This is a genomic window from Pseudooctadecabacter jejudonensis (assembly GCF_900172275.1).
Lineage (GTDB): Bacteria > Pseudomonadota > Alphaproteobacteria > Rhodobacterales > Rhodobacteraceae > Octadecabacter > Octadecabacter jejudonensis.
The window spans coordinates 200675-219255 of the sequence record NZ_FWFT01000005.1 but is presented as its reverse complement, the minus strand read 5'-3'; the positions used below and the strand labels follow the sequence as shown (position 1 = coordinate 219255).

Annotated in this window: 20 protein-coding genes; 6 read left to right on the top strand and 14 right to left on the bottom strand. The window is 59.1% G+C overall.

Annotated elements, in window-relative coordinates; translation table 11 throughout:
- Positions 1-10: 10 nt before the first annotated feature.
- The gene (locus PSJ8397_RS14665; protein ID WP_085865369.1) at positions 11-2329 is read left to right on the top strand and encodes an aldehyde dehydrogenase family protein; all 2319 of its coding nucleotides are present in this window, start codon (positions 11-13) and stop codon (positions 2327-2329) included.
- 118 nt (positions 2330-2447) lie between these two features.
- Here PSJ8397_RS14665 and PSJ8397_RS14660 read toward each other — a convergent pair whose 3' ends face one another.
- The 9 genes from PSJ8397_RS14660 to PSJ8397_RS14620 all read right to left on the bottom strand — a co-directional run bounded on the left by PSJ8397_RS14660 (position 2448) and on the right by PSJ8397_RS14620 (position 10823).
- On the bottom strand, positions 2448-3143 hold the full coding sequence (locus PSJ8397_RS14660; RefSeq protein ID WP_085865368.1) for a DUF1523 family protein: 696 nt from the start codon (positions 3141-3143) through the stop codon (positions 2448-2450).
- Positions 3144-3154: 11 nt separating this feature from the next.
- Positions 3155-3415 carry a hypothetical protein gene (locus tag PSJ8397_RS14655; RefSeq protein ID WP_085865367.1) on the bottom strand — a complete coding sequence of 87 codons (261 nt, stop codon included), beginning with the start codon at positions 3413-3415 and terminating at the stop codon, positions 3155-3157.
- A gap of 20 nt (positions 3416-3435) precedes the next feature.
- A complete protein-coding gene (locus PSJ8397_RS14650; RefSeq protein ID WP_085865366.1) occupies positions 3436-4806 on the bottom strand; it encodes a DUF6638 family protein in 1371 nt (456 codons plus the stop codon).
- Positions 4803-5120, bottom strand: a complete 318-nt coding sequence (locus PSJ8397_RS14645) for a hypothetical protein (RefSeq protein ID WP_085865365.1) — start codon at positions 5118-5120, stop codon at positions 4803-4805. The genes PSJ8397_RS14650 and PSJ8397_RS14645 overlap by 4 nt, the downstream gene beginning before the upstream one ends.
- Positions 5121-5123: 3 nt before the next feature.
- Complete coding sequence (locus PSJ8397_RS14640) at positions 5124-5474, bottom strand: hypothetical protein (protein WP_085865364.1); 351 nt, start codon at positions 5472-5474, stop codon at positions 5124-5126.
- Positions 5474-7411 carry an AAA family ATPase gene (locus tag PSJ8397_RS14635; protein WP_085865363.1) on the bottom strand — a complete coding sequence of 646 codons (1938 nt, stop codon included), beginning with the start codon at positions 7409-7411 and terminating at the stop codon, positions 5474-5476. The genes PSJ8397_RS14640 and PSJ8397_RS14635 overlap by 1 nt, the downstream gene beginning before the upstream one ends.
- A gap of 56 nt (positions 7412-7467) precedes the next feature.
- Positions 7468-8586 carry a hypothetical protein gene (locus tag PSJ8397_RS14630; RefSeq protein ID WP_085865417.1) on the bottom strand — a complete coding sequence of 373 codons (1119 nt, stop codon included), beginning with the start codon at positions 8584-8586 and terminating at the stop codon, positions 7468-7470.
- A gap of 244 nt (positions 8587-8830) precedes the next feature.
- A complete protein-coding gene (locus PSJ8397_RS14625; protein WP_085865362.1) occupies positions 8831-9907 on the bottom strand; it encodes a coiled-coil domain-containing protein in 1077 nt (358 codons plus the stop codon).
- Positions 9908-10028: 121 nt separating this feature from the next.
- The gene (locus PSJ8397_RS14620) at positions 10029-10823 is read right to left on the bottom strand and encodes a L,D-transpeptidase (protein ID WP_085865361.1); all 795 of its coding nucleotides are present in this window, start codon (positions 10821-10823) and stop codon (positions 10029-10031) included.
- Between the two features lie 122 nt (positions 10824-10945).
- On the opposite strand from PSJ8397_RS14620, the gene PSJ8397_RS14615 reads away from it, so the two are divergent.
- The gene (locus tag PSJ8397_RS14615) at positions 10946-11674 is read left to right on the top strand and encodes an SDR family oxidoreductase (protein WP_085865360.1); all 729 of its coding nucleotides are present in this window, start codon (positions 10946-10948) and stop codon (positions 11672-11674) included.
- Positions 11671-12057, top strand: a complete 387-nt coding sequence (locus PSJ8397_RS14610) for a hypothetical protein (protein ID WP_085865359.1) — start codon at positions 11671-11673, stop codon at positions 12055-12057. The genes PSJ8397_RS14615 and PSJ8397_RS14610 overlap by 4 nt, the downstream gene beginning before the upstream one ends.
- On the opposite strand, the gene PSJ8397_RS14605 is transcribed toward PSJ8397_RS14610, so the two are convergent.
- A complete protein-coding gene (locus PSJ8397_RS14605; protein ID WP_085865358.1) occupies positions 12050-12838 on the bottom strand; it encodes an alpha/beta hydrolase in 789 nt (262 codons plus the stop codon). The genes PSJ8397_RS14610 and PSJ8397_RS14605 overlap by 8 nt on opposite strands.
- A gap of 94 nt (positions 12839-12932) precedes the next feature.
- Between PSJ8397_RS14605 and PSJ8397_RS14600 the strand changes: the two genes are divergently transcribed.
- From PSJ8397_RS14600 to PSJ8397_RS14590, 3 genes are all read left to right on the top strand, one after another.
- Positions 12933-13343: a CopD family protein gene (locus PSJ8397_RS14600; RefSeq protein WP_085865357.1), complete on the top strand. Its 411-nt coding sequence runs from the start codon at positions 12933-12935 to the stop codon at positions 13341-13343.
- Positions 13344-13430: 87 nt separating this feature from the next.
- Positions 13431-13964 (top strand): RNA polymerase sigma factor, encoded by a 534-nt coding sequence (locus PSJ8397_RS14595; protein ID WP_085865416.1) that lies wholly within the window; start codon positions 13431-13433, stop codon positions 13962-13964.
- Position 13965: 1 nt separating this feature from the next.
- Positions 13966-15864, top strand: a complete 1899-nt coding sequence (locus PSJ8397_RS14590; RefSeq protein ID WP_085865356.1) for a vWA domain-containing protein — start codon at positions 13966-13968, stop codon at positions 15862-15864.
- Positions 15865-15999: 135 nt separating this feature from the next.
- Here the strand turns inward: PSJ8397_RS14590 and PSJ8397_RS14585 are convergent, their stop codons facing one another.
- The 4 genes from PSJ8397_RS14585 to PSJ8397_RS14570 all read right to left on the bottom strand — a co-directional run bounded on the left by PSJ8397_RS14585 (position 16000) and on the right by PSJ8397_RS14570 (position 18549).
- The gene (locus tag PSJ8397_RS14585) at positions 16000-16686 is read right to left on the bottom strand and encodes a helix-turn-helix transcriptional regulator (protein ID WP_085865355.1); all 687 of its coding nucleotides are present in this window, start codon (positions 16684-16686) and stop codon (positions 16000-16002) included.
- 42 nt (positions 16687-16728) lie between these two features.
- Complete coding sequence (locus PSJ8397_RS14580) at positions 16729-17100, bottom strand: VOC family protein (protein WP_085865354.1); 372 nt, start codon at positions 17098-17100, stop codon at positions 16729-16731.
- A gap of 100 nt (positions 17101-17200) precedes the next feature.
- Positions 17201-17956, bottom strand: coding sequence for a hydroxypyruvate isomerase family protein (locus tag PSJ8397_RS14575; RefSeq protein WP_085865353.1), 756 nt, complete (start codon positions 17954-17956; stop codon positions 17201-17203).
- A complete protein-coding gene (locus tag PSJ8397_RS14570) occupies positions 17956-18549 on the bottom strand; it encodes a DUF1285 domain-containing protein (RefSeq protein WP_085865352.1) in 594 nt (197 codons plus the stop codon). Before PSJ8397_RS14570 ends, PSJ8397_RS14575 begins: the two co-directional genes overlap by 1 nt.
- Positions 18550-18581 lie beyond the last annotated feature (32 nt).

Below are 18581 nucleotides of genomic sequence, written 5' to 3'. Positions count from 1 at the left end.
ACCGCACCCCATGACCGTTAAGGACATTTTCGACACCATGGACTACGGCCCCGCCCCTGAGGATGCGTCGGATGCACGCGCGTGGATCGAGGCCCGCGGCGGCATCGCGGGCCATTTCATCGGTGGCACATGGGATGCGATGCGCGCGGATTTTGACACGACAAACCCTGCCACAGGCGAACGGCTGGCTGGTGTCACCAAAGGCACCGAAGCTGAGGTGGAAAAGGCCGTGACTGCTGCCCGCAAGGCCCAAACGAAATGGGCAAAGAACGGCAAAACGCGGGCCCGCGTTCTTTATGCCATCGCGCGTCTGATGCAAAAGAATGCGCGTCTTCTGGCGGTGATGGAAACCCTGGACACCGGAAAACCCATCCGCGAGGCGCGTGACATTGATGTGCCCTTGGCGATCCGTCACTTCTATCATCACGCGGGCTTTGCCCAACTGATGGACGACGAGATGCCCGACGTCGAACCCCTTGGCGTGTGTGGCCAGATCATTCCGTGGAACTTCCCCCTGCTGATGCTGGCATGGAAAATCGCGCCCGCCTTGGCCATGGGCAACACCGTCGTCCTGAAGCCCGCTGAATACACCCCCATGACCGCGATGATCTTTGCCGAGATCTGCACCCAAGCCGGCGTGCCCCCCGGTGTCGTCAACATCGTCACTGGCGACGGCGAAACCGGCGCCGCACTTGTGAACGCAAACGTGGACAAAATTGCCTTCACCGGATCCACTGCCGTGGGCCGCCTGATCCGCGAACAAACCGCAGGAACCGGCAAGGCCCTCAGCCTCGAATTGGGCGGAAAATCCCCCTACATCGTGTTTGAGGACGCGGACATCGATTCAGCCGTCGAAGGCCTTGTTGACGCCATCTGGTTCAACGGCGGCCAAGTGTGCTGTGCGGGATCACGTTTGTTGGTGCAAGAAGGCATCGCCGAGACGTTCTATGCAAAGCTCAAGGCGCACATGGACGCTCTGCGTATGGGCGACCCGCTGGACAAATGCATCGACGTGGGCGCCATCGTCGACCCGTCGCAACTGGACCGGATCAGCAGCATGGTCGCGCAGAACACCGCAGGCGACACCTATCAATGCGGCGCGCCTGACGGGTGCTTTTACCCGCCCACCCTCATTACCGGCCTCGCCCCGTCTGACACGTTGATGCAGGAGGAAATCTTCGGCCCCGTCTTGGTCGCCACTACCTTCCGTACCCCTGCAGAAGCAGTCGAGGTTGCCAACAACACCCGCTATGGCCTTGCCGCGTCCGTCTGGTCCGAAAACATCAATCTTGCATTGGACATCGCCCCGAAACTTGTCAGCGGAATTGTCTGGATCAACGGCACCAACATGATGGATGCCGCAGCGGGGTTCGGTGGCGTACGCGAAAGCGGCTTTGGCCGCGAAGGCGGCTGGGAAGGTCTGCAGGGCTACACCAAACCACGCGGCAAGCCGACGCCACTCAAGACACCCGTTACCTTCACCAGTGACGATGGCACGCCCGCCGATCCGCTTGATCGCACCGCAAAGCTTTATATCGGGGGCAAACAGGCCCGCCCAGATGGGGGCTACAGCCAGCCCGTTTTCAACAAATCCGGCCAATTGCTGGGCCATGCCAGCATCGCCAACCGCAAAGATCTGCGCAACGCCGCAGAGGCCATGGCCGCCGCAAAAGGCTGGTCCAAAACCAGCGGCCACCTGCGCGCCCAAATCCTCTACTACATCGGCGAAAACCTGAGCGCCCGCGCGGATGAATTCGCAACCCGCATCAACGCCCTCACCGGCGGCCGCAACGGCAAGGCAGAGGTTGAGACCGCAATCGACCACCTCTTCACCTGGGCCGCATGGGCCGACAAACACGACGGTGCCGCCAAAGGCGTGCCGATCCGTGGCGTGGCCTTGGCCATGAACGAACCCATCGGATCCATCGGCGTGCTGACCGATGACACACGCCCCCTCATGGGCCTGATTGAACCTTTGGCGCCAGCCTTGGCGATGGGCAACCGCCTCACTGCGGTCGCCTCTCACCCCTTTCCGTTGGCCGCCACTGACTTCTACCAAATTCTTGAAACGTCAGACGTTCCGCCAGGCGTCGTGAACATCCTCACCGGTGCCCACGGCGACCTCGCACCCCACATGGCGGCCCACGCCAATATCGACGCGGTGTGGTCGTTCTCCACCAGCGACGTCTCCAAGGTGATCGAGGCCAGGTCTGCCGTCACCCTCAAACGCACTTGGGTCAACAATGGCACACACCGAAGCTGGCCATCGGCCACCTGGAGGGCGCAGGCAACCGAAGTCAAAACAATCTGGATTCCCTACGGCGAGTAACGCGGCACACGCAAAGGATCAAACCACCCCCACCCGTTTCGCTGTTTCAAAAATATGCAAAAAAGGCGCCCCGCAGGGGCGCCCCTCCTGCCGTCCGCAGGACCCGATCGTCAGATCGTCACTTCGACTTCCACGTATCAAGCCAGCGACGAAAACGCCCGCGACGTTCCGCAAGATCGGCATTCACATGATCCAACCTATCCCCCGCACTGTCCGCAATCGGATCCAACGTGCGTTCCCGAAACTGCATCCACATCGCCCGGACAAAGACCAAACCAATGATCAGCACAACAAAGATGATCAGGTTCACCCAAGGAAACGGCCTGTAATCCAGGGGCGATTCCCCGTCCGCCACCAATATGGGCCGGATTGCCACGGCGTTGGGATAGATCGACGCCCAGCGAATGCGCCAGCCATAGTGGGTCACCACAACCCACTCTTGCGGCACCGCTGTTGAAATAGCAGCCGATGCCTCGGCCTGCAGATCGGAACTGTCGAATTTGAAATAGGGCGGATAAATCCAGCCGGTATCTTCGTTGCGATACACCATCGTCTCAGGCGACCCCCCGCGGATCAGACCGAACATATAGGTCGGCAACCTCTCGGTGTTGATCAGCCGTAAATCACGGGTGACATTGTCCACCTGCCCGCTGTCTGCTTGGGCGAAAAACAGACGTTGCCAGCCGCCAAAATCCGTCCGGATGATCTCGGTCGACGTCACGCGGGCCACATCCTGCTGCGGCATGACGTAATGCAAGAACAGCCCCACAATCAGCAACAAGGCAATGCGAATGAAACGTCTGATGTTGCGCATGGGTGGGACCTCTAGTTGATAAAATAAATGATCGTGCCGACCACAAGGGGCGGGATGACAAAGATCAGCCAGATCAGCTTGCGGCGCAAACCGACCTCATATTTCGCCATGCCTTCTGCGATATACGCCTCGCGGGTCATGCCGTCCACCGGCGCCTCATCCCACCAGTTCTCCAGCTTTTCGCGCCGCACCGATCGCGAATACAGCGACACACAGATATAGATCACCCCAAGGATGACAAAGCCGCCCAAAACCAATCTGACAAACTGCATCGCGTCCCCTCCTGCGTGTTCTACCGGCGTTTCACCGCGCCCCAAGGCCCGACGCGGTCAATGATATCACCCTGTGCGGGCGCTGCACCCCATGGGCTTTGCGCCGGACTTACGGGTTCTTCCATGGCGTCTTCATGCCCGAACAGAGCCTCCCGCGTGCCCGCCTTGTCGACCTGATATTCCTGCGCCAAAAACTCGGCGACGTAGGCCTGCTTGGCGGCAGGCCAACCCGCATAGGCTGCGTAAAACGCATCCTTATGACAGATAAACAACTGTCGGATGTCCAACGGTGTCAAATCCGCCAAAAGCATATTCACAAGGTCCGCATCGGCATGCCCCTTGGACCGCAACGTGTAGAAATAGGCGGGGTGTTCACTGTCGATGCGCGGCCACGGCCCGTCTTCTTCGGCCCAGCGCACAAGGGCCGCCAGCCCCTGCCACTCACGCGGCAACTGATCGTGATACCGCCGCCCCAAATTGCGCAGATCACGCCGTGTCGCGCGGGTCAAATCCTCGCCCAGCGAGGCCGCAACAGAGGCCACGATAAAATCCATTTTCTGCCGCAGGATCGCGGCACTGTCGATGCCGCGCGCATCCAAGATCGGCTCAACCAGATCATTGGCGTTCAGAAACTGCGCAATCTCCGAGCGCTGCGCACCGGTCATCACCGCCATGTCCAGCCCTTGCAAGCCTTCGTCAGCTGACATGGCAATGGCACCGGGCGCGTCCACTTCGCGGAACAGATAGACCCCGCCGAAATGCGCCGTCCAGAAATTGCGTTGCGCATAGGTTTGCGCGCTCAGGCTGACGGGGTTGCGGGTGATGTCGCCCGTGTCCTTGGCCAGCCCGATCATCTCGGCGATCAGCACATCATTATGCCATGCTCCGTCTTGGGACATGAATTGATCAATCATGTTGCCCAAACGGCCCGCCGCGGCCACGGCCCCTTCGGTGGTATCGGCCTCAACCGTGATGCTGCCCACATCCATCAAATGCGCGGGCGAGGCCAACGAATAGACGGAATTCACCAACTCACCCGCCACCGCATCGCGCGCCGTCAGGGCAAACAATTGCGCCTCATTGGCCTCAATAAACTGGCGCAAAATCCCGCGGCTGGTTGAAAATTTCGCATTCAGCAGCGGCGCCGTCTTCTGTTCCGTCGTCAGCAAAATGAACTGCCGGTTCACGCCTTGATGATTGAGGTAAAGATCATCCCCCAACTCATCCCCGATTTCAGGCGAATAGCCGGAGATGTCGATGTGAAAATCCGTCAGCTCAGTTTGCTTGCCGGTCAGGCGTTTGAGCGCCCGGTTATAACGCTCGACAAGCACAGGACTGACCACGGGGATCAGATTGCCAAACATCAGACCTTTTTGGATCAAAAGGTTCATGACAAGGTGCCCCTCCGTCGTTTCTGAAAGTGGGCCACGCAAATCCCCGCGCCATAACCCACTATGACAAAGCCAATGATCATCGCCAACAAGCCCCCTGCAAACAGCCCGACAAATGCGAATTCTATCAGGTCAACCATCACTTCAAACAGATCGTCCGCCCCACCCATTCCAGCGGTCAAAACAGACAACACCACGACCGTCACGAGACTGGCGAGCAGGGCAAGAATAAGTCCTGTCCAGATGGCCACCTTTGCCCCCTTGTACCAGGTGATCGCGTATCCCAGACCACCAAAGACCAAAACTTCAACCATCGCTCACCAAACTTCCTTCACCCAATTGCGTGGGATGTAGATGATCGACAGCACCATCAGCGGTGCCCACATCAGCGATGAAACCACGCTCAACCGTCCGAAATGCACGATCGTGCCGATGCCATTGGTGCGGTACAAATCCGCAAAGCTGTCGCCTTGCAGCATGTAAAGCAGCGCAAAAAAACCAGCGCCCAACAGGCCCATAATGACTGTTGCCACCAGCGCCAGCAGCAATAGCCATTTGACGCCCTCAGGCCAGAACAAGGCCAACACCCGCGGCACCGCAAAGCCCAAGCCTGCCAAACACATCGCAGGCACAAGCAGCGTCCAAAAGTTGCTGGCGTCAATCCCCATCAGTCGGCTTTGCCCCCCAGATACCGCTTCTTCGCCTCTTCCTGACGGCCAAAATCGCGGACCATGTTTTCAATCGCGACTTCGTCGGACTTGTCCGCATAGCGGAATTCGCTGTCGGCGTAGCGGTTGATTTCCTGGATCACCATATCCGTGGTTATGGGCTGGCGCATCTCCTCGATCATCGCCTTTTTGGTGTCGTAATCCTTGGCCAAGAACAACTCAGGGTTCTCCATCCACTCATCGGGCAGCTCAAAATCCATCGCCCGCACCTTAACGGCATCGGTGATGTTTTTAATCGCGCGGCCCGTGAAACGGTTATCCGCCTCCTGAATGCCCTTCAGGTAGGTTCCCAACTTGTTGATCGTGTCCAGCTCACCCACCTGGGACGACACACGGTCAAAGACATTCATCAATCCCGGCTCATGGGGGCGGCTGTGGCTCTCAAAACTGGCAGCGACGGCCTTCTTGATCTCTTGTGCGCTGAACACCTCATGATCACCCACAGGGATGTCATGGTTCTTACCCATCAACAGATAAAGGATATCGACATAATCTTCCCGCGTCTGCGGCCCGTCCACCAAAAACCGCGCCCCCGCCCGCTGGCGCAGCGCGTCGTCCACGTTCTCTGGGTAATTCGAGAACATCCCGAAGGTGCAGTTCCCACGCACCACCGTATTGGCGCCCGCGAAGCTTTCCATTAGCACCGCCGTAATCTCCAACTGACCGGCGGAAGACTGACGGTCTCCTCGTTTGCCCGCCAGCTGGTCGATATCGTCGATGGTGCCAAACCCGATCACGCCAGGGTCAATCACGTTGTTGATAAACGCCTTGGCGTTCTGGCCCGATTTGCCCTGATAGCTGTCGATGTTGTCCGTGCTCAGGTTCTGATACCGAAACGCGTAGCCCGCCACCTGACAGTAATCGTTGATCAATCCGGCCATCATCTGGATCAGCGTGGTCTTGCCAGTGCCCGGCGCACCGTCGCCCATGAACGTAAAAATAAATCCGCCCAATTCTGCAAACGGGTTCAACCGCCGGTCAAAATCATATGCCATCAGCATCTTGGCCAGCTTCATGGCCTGATATTTGGCGATATGGTTGCCCACGACCTCATTTGGCTTCTTGAACGTCATCGTCAGGGCGGAGGACTTGCCTTTGCGCGCGGGGCTGAACCCACGGATCGTCAGCCCGTCTTCCTCAACACCCCATGCGGCCGTCGTGAATGGCTCCAGCCGCCCAGCGGTGGACGCGCGGGCCTCAACCTTGCCCATCAACGCCTCGGCAAAGGCCAGAACGGTCGCAACCAGCTTGCCTTCCGTATCCGCAAACAGCCCGATATCCTGATCAAGCTCCCACAGCGCGCCATGCAAGGCCAGCGTGCCGTTGTCGGTCAGAACCTCCTCAACCTCACCCACCTCAACCGTGTCTTCCCCCGCATGGGGCGCGAGCAAAAACGCGGTCGCATTGCCGAAAACATACAGTGACACCAGCGCCTCAGCCGTCAGCAATTCGCTGAACTCAGCTTTCTTGCCACTGGGCAAAGTGCCCTCAAGATTGGACCGCTTCAACTCCGCCAGCCCCGTGCGATCCGCAAATTGCTCCGCCACCGCCAATGCAATCGCAATCGCCCGCCGCACCCCATGCAACACCGTGGCCTGCGCGGGTGAGATCAGCGCATCGCCCTCATCCGCGCCCTCAATCCGCGCCATCAACTGCACGCCCTCTGACCGCGCCGTGCGTCGCGTCACCAGCCCCGGTGTCGTCGACCGAAACCGCCTCCGCGTGCCGATCCCGCTCGACCGCTCCGGCGCAGCCGCTTCCTTGGCCTCAGCAATGCGCGGCATGTGATCAAACCCCTGCACCATGGCCGTCGCGGCCTCGTAATGCTTGACGATATCGTCTTCGCGCAACTCCATCGTGTCGCTTGTCTGACTCATAGTCTTAGCGCCTCCCCATCATCTTCATCTGACCAAAAAAACTCAAAACTCCGCCCTCACCGGTAACTCAACACGCGGCCCTTGGGTGACACGACGAATTTGCGCACATCCGAAAACCCGGGCGGTTTGCGTTCTTCAAGGGCCTGATAGGGCTGTTGCGGCAGGATGATCGACCGTTCCACCTTCGACGCCCCCGTCTCTGCCCCGCGCCCCTCAAACGGGTCGAGAGCAAAGACCTCCCGCTGCACAGACCCGAACCAGCCGGATTTTTGCTGCACCGTGTCCTCAGACCGCAGCTCTTCTTCCGTCCAGACCAACGCCCAGTCTTCACCGACGGGCGACCGCGCCAGCTCCAACACCTCCCGCAAGGGCCCCGACTGCCGGGTGAACGCGTGGGAATACATCGGGCCTACATGGAACCTGCGCAGGCGTTTGGGGTGCAGGTCGTCGAAATCCTCGTCAAAGCCCCGTGCAATCGTCAGCAGTTTCAGCCCCGCAACCGATTGCGCCATCAGATGGGCCTGCACCTCCGGCCAACGGCGGTCGTCTTTCGGCAGGCCCACGCGGCCTGTGTCCTCCAACTCCATCAAATAGATCGTGGGCAGGTTGATCTGGCTGTCATAAACTGCCCAATGGATCAGGAACCGACGCTGCATACGGGCAGGATTGCCCAGCCAAATCGCCTCCGGATCATTGCGCGCCCAGAACAATTCGCCCTTGGCCAATTCCTCATAATACAGCCGCTGGGACAGCGCGTATTGCAACTTTGTCGGCACCTGCTGTTCGCCCAAAATCACGCGAACCATATCCTGCTTGAGGTCCTCAACCGACCGCATCCCGCGCAAATGACGATCTGCTTGAGCCGCATCATTGGCCATGGTCAGTAACTCGGAATAAACCGGAAACCCGCTGTCCACACGGTCAAACGTCAGCTTGCCCGCATGGGCAAACCGCCCGCTGAAATGATATTTATGCGCCAGCGCACGGAAGGTGTAATTGAGGCCCACAATATAGCGGGTCATCACCTCAACATCCTGTTTCGACAGCCGGCTTTCAGCCTCCAACACACCCGCTACACGGGCCAGATGGCCGATAATCCGTTCAAACTTGCCAAAATACCGCCGCGTGACGCGGGTGTCTTCAAGTTGGAAATGGTCGTAGGCGGTGTCAGTCACTTCCGCCACCACAGCCTCCGCCATCAATTGGTCCGCCGGGCGCTCCGAACTCAGATCCTCCAGATGCTTTGCAGGCGATGTAAACCAACCCACCAACCCACAAACTGCCGCCAACCCAATACGGCCAAGTCAGCTCTGTCTGGGAAACGTAGCTACCATACATGACCAAACCACCAGAAATGAGGGCCACTACCGGCCACACAACAATCAACCCTGACTTAAGCGCTAGTAAGTATACTCGCATTTAATCGCCATACTGATTGCTGTCGTGCTTCTCCACGATCTTCTGGAACCGCCGTGCAAAGCGTTCATCCGCCTTGGCCTTTTGCTCCAAAACCTCACGGGCGAAGACCATGTGGTCCTCGTGGCTTTCCATCATCTCGGCCATGCGGGCGTTGGTGGCAGACCCGATTGCGGCCATCGCTGTCTGTGCCTCTTGGTCCGTTTTCACGCCGATCTCATTAATGCGATGGGCCACGTCCTGCTGCTGCGCCGTCTTCAAGGATTTCGTCAGCGCATCATAGAGAACAACACGCTGCTTGGTGTCTGTCTGCAGCTTGTTGATCAGCACCATCTGCGTCGCCGCCTGGTTCTGCAATGAATCGATCCAGGTTTTGCCCTTCTCGATGTAGCGTTCCAACGTCTGGGACTTCGCCAGCTTCACCTGTTCTTGCTGCACAGCTTCATTGTAGGCCGTGTTCATCGCGGCCAATTCGGTTTCCAACGCAGTGCGCGCAGCCGCGTCTTGCTCCACGGAGATTTTGTTTTCCAACGCGATAATCTTAGGGTCCATTGCGAGGATCTCATCGCGGACCGCTTCCAATTCACCGACCACAGCTTCGCGTTCTTCCAACGTGCCGCTCAGGTTGCCCTCAACCTTCACCTTCTGTTCTTCCAACGTGGCCAGCTGATCTTGCAGCAACTTGGTAATGACGTCGGATTTGGAAATCAGGTCTTGCAGCTTGTCATCGACAGTCGCTGTGCGGATCCGTTCCTGACGCATGCTGTCCGATTTGCCTTTGGAAAAGATGCCGACGAAACTTTCCCAACCCGTCTTGGACCGCATTTCATCAAAATCTTGCTGGAACCCAGCGGTGACATCGTCAAGCCCCATGATCAGTTCTGCAATGTTTGCGTTCATCAGCTCCGTATGGGCGTGAACATCTTCCAACGACGCGTTTTCGATATCGACAGCGATATCCGTCCCTTCGGCCATTTTCTGACGTGCGGTTTCAATCCGGCTGGTCAATTCGGAAATCTTGGATTGCGCGTCCTGCACCTGCGCTTGGCTCTCGCGGATTTGTGCATCAAAATCGGCCATGGGTGTCCCTCTCGTTACGTCTTGTTATTGTATACATATGTATGCCGTAGAGAATTTACATCCCCTACAGCTCTTATTCCGCACAACTTTGACCTGAAAAAGGCAGAAATTCCAGACCCGGCTAGGCGTCTGTGGCCTCTTCGGCCTCCGCCTCTGACGTCTCCTCCTCGTCAGTGCCGTAAATCAGATCGGGATCAACGATATTGGGCTCAAGATAGACGCCGCGATTGGCCAATTCTTCGCCCTCCAGATCTACCGACTGATCTTTCGTGCGCACTACAACGCGTGTTCCGTTTGGCACACGTTCGTACAGATCAATGATGTCGTGGTTGAACATCCGGATGCAGCCCGCAGACCCCGAATTGCCGATAGAGGCCAGATCATTCGTGCCATGAATCCGGAAATGCGTATCCCGCCCGTTTTGGAACAAATAAAGCGCCCGCGACCCAAGCGGATTTGCCAGACCGCCCTCAACGCCTGCAGCAAAGGGGCCGTACACTTCGGGCTCACGGCGCAACATGTTCTGGGTGGGGGTCCAAGCAGGCCATTCGCGTTTCAGCCGCACGACCGACGGACGCCGCATGCGCAGCCCTTGCGCGCCGACGGCAATCGCATACCGGCGGGCCATCCCGTCTTCTTCAACCAGATACAGCAGCTTGGCGTGTGGATCGACAACGATGGTTCCAGCACTTTCAGGCCCATTGTATTCAACAACCGTGCGTTGATTGATCTCGCTCAGATATTCAGACGGGATCGGCGGCAGGGTGTACTCCCCGTCTTCCAACACGCCGTAACCTTCGACAATCTGACTGACAGGCACCCCCCCGATCAGCTCCTCTTGGGTGGAACAGGCCGCCAGGACCAGAACGCAAACGGTGGCCGCAAAGCGTCGGAATGGAAGGGAGGGATACTGCATGTCAGGCCTTTCTGGTTCTTTTGGGGCAAAGTTTAACAATGGCGCCACCGCAAAAGCCAGTTCCAAAGTACTGCGGCCAAAAAATTGTAGAAATCTGGTGTCACCAGACCCATGGTAGACACATGAGACTTCAGGGAAAGACAGCCATCGTAACGGGCGCGGGCTCAGGCTTTGGGGCCGGCATTGCCGCCAAATTCGTGGCCGAAGGCGCGCAGGTTCTGGTGGCTGATATCAATGGCGATGCCGCGACGGCTGTGGCACTGGCCATCGGGGCGCGCCCTTGGGTCGTCGATGTGTCCGACAACACATCGGTGCGACGTATGGCGGGCAAAATGCCCCTGCCCGATATCATTGTGAACAACGCAGGCATCACCCACCTGCCGCAACCCATGGAAGACGTGGCTGAGGACGAATTTGACCGCGTCCTGAACGTCAACGCGAAATCGGTCTATCTTATGGCGCGCCATTTTGTGCCCAAAATGAAGGAGCGTGGCAGTGGCGCGATCCTGAATGTGGCGTCAACGGCAGGCGTCAGCCCGCGCCCCAACCTCAATTGGTATAACGCCTCTAAGGGCTGGATGATCACCGCGACCAAGGCCATGGCCGTCGAACTCGCCCCCCATGGCATTCGCGTCAACGCCCTCAACCCTGTGGCCGGTGAGACGCCTTTGCTCAAATCCTTCATGGGTGAAGACACGCCCGAGGTCCGCGCGAAATTCTTGTCCACCATCCCCCTGGGCCGTTTTTCCACGCCCGAGGATATGGGCAACGCGGCTGCATTCCTGTGCTCCGATGAGGCAAGCATGATCACCGGTGTCGCCCTGGAAGTGGACGGAGGACGCTGCATATGATCCGCAACCTGTTCAAGGTTCTGTTTTTTCCGCTGTTCGGACGGATCAAGTCGAAACCGGTGGCTCCGCCGCCTTTGGCCTCAAACCGGGTGCATGTGTTTTGCGGGGAATTTGCATCAGAGGCCGCCGCCACGGATTACGCCCTTGGCCTGACGGACCCCAATCTGGCCACTGACTTGGGGGGCGTCGGCATTGGCCCGGATGACGCTGAAATTATCTTCGGCCAAGACAGGATCATGGCCGCGCGGCCCATGTTTCATTTCACGGCACCCCAACCCGCCGCCATGGGCAACACCTACATCCTCCTGTCCGACCGAGGCTATAGGACGTCCGCCCTGACAGGGGACCGCGTGATTCATCTGGGGCTCTGCGATATCAGCTGAACAGCGCCGTCAGCAGGGGGGAGCGCGCATCCTCCAACCCTTCGATCACGTCGAAATGGTGCCTCTCGGGGTCGATGGTGATGTCGCACCCCCACGTCGCCGCAAGCCTCTGCGCCTGATCCAAAAACGCAGGCCGTTCGGCGCCGCCCACCCAAACATGAACGGGCACCTTGGGTGCGTCATGGCGAACGGGGCTTTCGGTCGTGACCTCATCTTCGTCAAGCTGCAAGTCCGCATTCATTGAGGTCTGCATCAAAGGCGCCAGATCCCCCAGCGGCGAAATCGGCATGATCCGCGCAACACGCCCGATCCAGTCTGCGCCAAACCGGTCCACCACATCCGCGCACCCCATGCGGGCCACCAAATGACCGCCCGCCGAATGCCCGACCAGATGGAGCGGGCCCGACGTGCGGGCCGCAATCGCCGTCAGACCCGCTGCAACCTCTTGCGTGATCGCCCCGATACGCGCGTCAGGGGCAAGGGAGTACCCCAACATCGCAACGCTATATCCCGCATCGACGGCCCCTTGCGCCACATGCGAAAACATCGCGGGTGATCCGGCCTTCCAATAGCCGCCATGCACAAAAACGACCGTGCCTTTCGCCAGACGGTCCGGGTGAAACACATCAAACGTCTGCCGCTTTTGCGCACCATACGGCACATCCAGTTCAGACAGCGGGTGGCGGACGCGAAAGGCGTCCGCCGCTGCCTCCCACCGCGCATAATAGCTCTCCCCATCGGGGATATGCGCGGAATTGGCATAGGCGTCGTCAAGCTGCATGATCTGTCCTCTCCCGTTGCACACTTTACCCTAGCGCCCACAGGATAAATGAACAGGCTTGTGCTGACGGGACCACTGGGGCAGAACGCAGCCCATGGCTTGGGTGAAAATCATACATATTTTGTGCGTGATGGGGTGGATGACCTCGATCTTCGCAGTGCCGCGTGCCTTGATCTACTGGAAACGCGAATATGCGGAAACGCAGAAATTCGGCCCCCTTGGAGATCTGACGCGCAGGCTCTATCGCTTCTCCGCGGGGCTGATGGTCATCGCGTTGATCACGGGGATCTGGCTCGGCACCCAATGGGCGTTTGACACTTGGGTCTGGGTGAAACTGGGCCTCGTGGGGCTGTTGGTGATCCACTACATGATGACCGGCGGCATGGTGGTGCGCGCCAAACGCGGTGAATTCCGCGAAAGCGACTTTTACTTGCGCGTGTTTAACGAAATCAGCGTCGTCGGTGTCATCGCGATCTTGTGGGTCGTTGTCGTCAAACCCTTCTAAAATTCCGGAATTTTAGACCCCCGCAAAACAAACTGAAGTCTTTTCCAAGGATTGACCCCGCGCGCCCGTCTAACGAACGTGATGCGGATGACAGTGACAGACGAAGACCTGGCCAAAGCGGCCCAAGGCGGCGATGCAGATGCCTTTGCCAGTCTTTTGGCGCGGCAATATGATCGGCTGTTTCGGCTGTGCTTTCGTCTGACCGGTACGCAGCATGACGCCGAAGACCTGACACAGGACATCTGCGCGGCCCTGCCCGCCAAATTACGCAGCTACGATGGCCGCGCCCGTGTCAGGACATGGCTCTACCGTGTGGCGGTGAACGCGGCCCACGACCGCCGCCGCAAACAGACCACCCATGCCCGCGCCGCAGACGGCTGGGGCACGTGGGAGGTCAACCGCCAGGCAGACCTGGCCGAGGATGCAAACCGCGCCGAATGGCTCATATCCGCAATGCGGGCCCTGCCCCCAGACCTGCGCGACACCCTTGCGTTGACATTGGATGATATGACCCACGCAGAGGCCGGCGCGATCCTTGGCGTCTCGGAAGGCACCATCAGCTGGCGTCTGTCCGAGGCCCGCAAATTCCTCAAATCCCTCAAGAAAACGGAGGGCGCGTAGCATGACCGACCACGATCAAGACCCATTGGATGATCTCTCCACCGCACTCATGGCCGCGACCCCGGCGCCCGATGCAGGCGCCAAAGCGCGTGCGTTGGCCCTCGCTGCGAAAAACTTCGAAACCCTCCAAGGATCGCAGCACCAGTCGCGTCCCATGTCCAAACCCACCCTTTGGACAAGGACCAAAACCATGCTGACCACTTTGACCTCCCGCGGGGGCCTGACGGCCACAACCGCCCTCATCGCCTGCGGCCTCATCATCACGACGCCCCTAGGCCAAAACCTGGTGCCGCGGCCGGGAATCGCGCCTGATATCGCCCAAACGGCGCCCCTTGAACCCGCCATGGCAGAGGACATCGCCCCCGTGCTGGCCGCCCCCACTTCAAACGGCGCCCACAGCCTGACGATTGCCGCAGATCGCGCGCCCGCGCCGCAGGCGGACGGGGACTCCCTGGCCCTGACACGCATCGCCCCCACCATGGACGAAGCTGTCACCCTGCAGCCCGAAAGATCGACCGAAACCTTCGCCAATGCGGATCCAAGCCCCGTGCACATCACCACGGAAACCCCCGTCTCGACATTCTCGATCGACACGGACACGGCCAGCTATGCCCTGCTCCGCCAATCGCTGACATCCGGCCGACTGCCGCCCGTCGATGCTGTGAGGGTTGAGGAAATGATCAACTACTTCCCCTATGACTATCCCGCCCCCGAGGGCCCGCACCCGTTTGCGCCCACAATTTCCGTGTTCGACACACCGTGGAACGCAGGCACGCAGATCGTCCATATCGGCATTCAAGGCGAACGCCCCGCCGTGCAGGATCGCCCGCCCCTCAATTTGGTGTTCCTGATCGATACCTCAGGCAGCATGGAGGCCGCGAACAAACTGCCGCTTCTGCGCCAGTCTTTCCGGCTCATGTTGTCTGAACTCCATGCTGACGATCAGGTGGCCATCGTCACCTATGCGGGATCAAGCACCGTGGCCCTGCCCCCCACCTCTGCAACCGATCGCACCACGATTAACGCAGCCCTTGGCGCGCTGACCGCAGGGGGGTCCACCAATGGCGCGGGCGGGCTGGAACAGGCCTATGCCTTGGCCGAACAGATGACCCAAGATGGGGAGGTCGCCCGCGTCATGCTGGCCACCGACGGGGACTTCAATGTGGGCCTTAGCGACCCGCGCGGGCTGGAACGGTTCATCGCCGACAAACGAGACACCGGCGTCTATCTGAGCGTTTTGGGCTTCGGACGCGGCAATCTGCAAGACGCCACGATGCAAACGTTGGCTCAAAACGGCAATGGCACCGCCGCCTATATCGACACCCTGTCCGAGGCTCAAAAAGCACTGGTTGATCAGCTCTCCGGTGCCCTTTTTCCCATCGCCAACGACGTCAAAATTCAGGTGGAATTCAACCCAGCAACCGTGGCCGAATATCGCCTGATCGGCTATGAAACCCGCGCCCTTGCCCGCGAAGATTTCAACAACGACGCGGTGGATGCAGGCGAACTGGGCGCGGGCCATACGGTCACGGCGATCTATGAAATTACGCCCGTCGGCTCTCCCTCACAGCTCAACGACGCGCTGCGCTATCAACCCTCTGAGCCGATCAACACCAGTGATGAACTGGGCTTTCTGCGTTTGCGCTACAAATCCCCCGGGGACACGGAAAGCCAGTTGATCGAACAGCCGTTCTCAACTGTTGGCACCGCAGGGACGGAAGCCGCCTTTGCCACAGCCATCGCAGGTTTTGGCCAGATAATGCGCGACCCAAGCTATCTTGGTAATTGGTCTTATGACGACGCCATTGCACTGGCCAACGCCAACCGCGGCGACGACCCCTACGGCTACCGTGCAGAGGCTGTGCGCCTGATGCGATTGGCCCAAACCCTGTCGAACTGACACCCCCGGCGGCGTGGCCCAATCGCCGCGCCGCCCAGCGGTTTTTTTAAGAACATCCCCTCCCATGGTCCCAAATCCCGGCCCCAAATTCCGGAATTTTGGCCTGCTCTAAAATTCCGGAATTTTAGAGCCCCCTCAATCGGCCTTGGGAAAGCCCAGCGCATAAAAATCGCGCAGGGTCTGGCCCTTCTCAGACTTGAACGGCCCGACCTCTTCCATGTCGCGGATCCGGTCAAGCCGAAACATCCGAAAATGCTGGCGCAATTCACACCACCCCACAACGGTCCAGGTTTGCCCCCAAAACCACAGCCCCAAAGGGCGAATGATGCGGGATGTCGCCTGACCTGTCTTGTCCGCGTACTCCAAATCAAGGCGGACCGACCGTTCAACCGCGGCCTCGATATCGTCAATCAGCTGCCGGACATCCGCCGACAAACCACCCGACTGAAAGGCATGGATCGGAACAGCGCCTGCGCGATCACGCGCCTCATCTGGCAAAACCGCCTCAATCTTCACTAGCGCTTCTTCCGCAGCGAGCGCCATTTGCGCCCCGCCCCATGCACGGATCATCCGTGCGCCCGCCACAAGGGCCACAATCTCATCTGAATTGAACATCAAAGGGGGAAGATCATACCCCGCCCGCATGACATAGCCGACACCGGCCTCCCCCTCGATCGGCACACCAGACCCGATCAAATCGGCCACATCGCGGTAAATGGTGCGTTTCGTGACCTCTAGCCGCTCCGCAAGTTGCGCGGCGGTGATCAAACGCCCGCCGCGCAAATATTGGACGATCTGAAACAGCCTGTCGGCCCGCCTCATGGAACGTGTCTCATGGGGAAGTGTTTCATACCGGCGTCCTTTCTAGTGAGGCCGCGTTTCGAACAGCGCGATGGAATTGCCATCAGGGTCGGTTGCATATTGAAACCGTCCTTGCGGAATGTCGATGACCGGCCCCATGACTTGGCCACCCGCCGCCACACACCGGCGTGCTGCGGCCTCTGCCGTATCGGGAACCGCGATGTGAATGGTCGACCCGGACGAGGCTGGCGTGCCTGGGTACAGATGCCCGCCCACGACCATCTCATCGTCATCCGTCACAGCATTGAACATCGCCACATCATTGGGGCCCATCTGGGTGATTTCCATGGTCCAGCCAAACACCGACCCATAAAAATCGCAGGACGATTTCAGATCGGTGACGGGGATTTCAGTCCAAACAACATAGGCTTGCATTTTCGTGTCTCCTTAAGGGATCAAAGTGTTGATGACCCTATGTGACACACCCCTGCTGACAGCATTATGTCAGCATCAAACACCAGCGCAAACAGACACGTTATTTTATCCAGTCCAGCCCGTCTTCGGTCCGCCCCTTGGGGCGATATTCCCCACTGACCCAGCCTTTGAATTTCCCTTTGTCCAAGGCCTGAAAGAACGCGGGATAGTCGAAATCGCCGCCAATCGGTTCATGTCGATCCGGCACACTGCCCACCTGCACATGGCGCACATGCCCCTTCACGGCCTCCCATGTCTGCATCACATCGAGCCCCATCCGCGCTGCGTGATAAACATCAAATTGCAGACCAAGGGTCTTGGCCCCAACGGCCTCCAAGACCTCCAGCGCAAGGGTGAAATCATTCAGGAAGTAACCCGGCATGTCGTGGCGGTTGATCGGTTCAATCGTCAACGACTGCTTGGGCGCAAACGCCGCCGCCCATGTCAGGTTCTGGATAAAGACGGCCTTCGCCGCATCCCCCTCGGCCACCCCCGCCATGATATGTATGTGCTCCGCGCCCAGCGCCCCCGCATAGCGCAGCGTCCGGCGAAAGGCCTGCTGAAACCGCTGTTCTTGCCCGGGCACAGCCGCAAAGCCCCGCGGGCCATCAGGGTCCGCGTAATTGGGCGGTGGGCAGTTGATCAAAGCCAGCGGCATCTTGGCCTTGGCCAATGCCGTGCCCAAATCAGCCGCGTTTTCATCATAAGGAAACAGAACCTCGACGCCCTCAAACCCTGCCCGTGCCGCAGCTGCAGGGCGCTCCAGCAACGGAACTTCCCCAAACAACATCGATAGATTGGCACAAAACCGCGGCATCAGAGGTCAAGCTCAAGCGCGGGGCAAATGCCGAAAAAAGCGCCCCCAGACCGCACCCCAAACCAGTCGTCGCCGTCCATCTTTTCGACCTCGCCCAACTCAACCAGCCGGTAGAACGATTTGCGATCAATCAGCGCCTCAAGATTGCGACGGATCAAAATATACGGCGACGGCTCCCCCGTTTGGGCGTCCCGCACTACGCGGATCGGATGATCAGGGCCCGCGACCACGGCATCGCCCACATTGGTCACAAACCGCAACCCGGCGCGGGCCGCATCAAAATCCACCGCCACAAACGGCGCATCATCCACCGTGATCCCGACCCTTTCGACCGGAGTGACAAGAAAATAATCATCCCCATCGCGGCGGATGATCGTCGAAAACAGCTTCACCAACTCAGGCCGCCCAATCGGCGTGCCCAGATAAAACCACGTCCCGTCCCGCGCGATCCGCATATCCAGATCACCACAAAACGGCGGGTTCCAGTCCTCAACCGGTGGCAACCCGCGGGTGCTGTGGGCCGCCCGCGCCGACGATGCGAGACTTTCCGCCGAGACGTTCAAGGTGCCATCACTTTGGTTTGTTTTTGCCATTGGGGTCCATCGCGATATCTGTTCAACTGTAG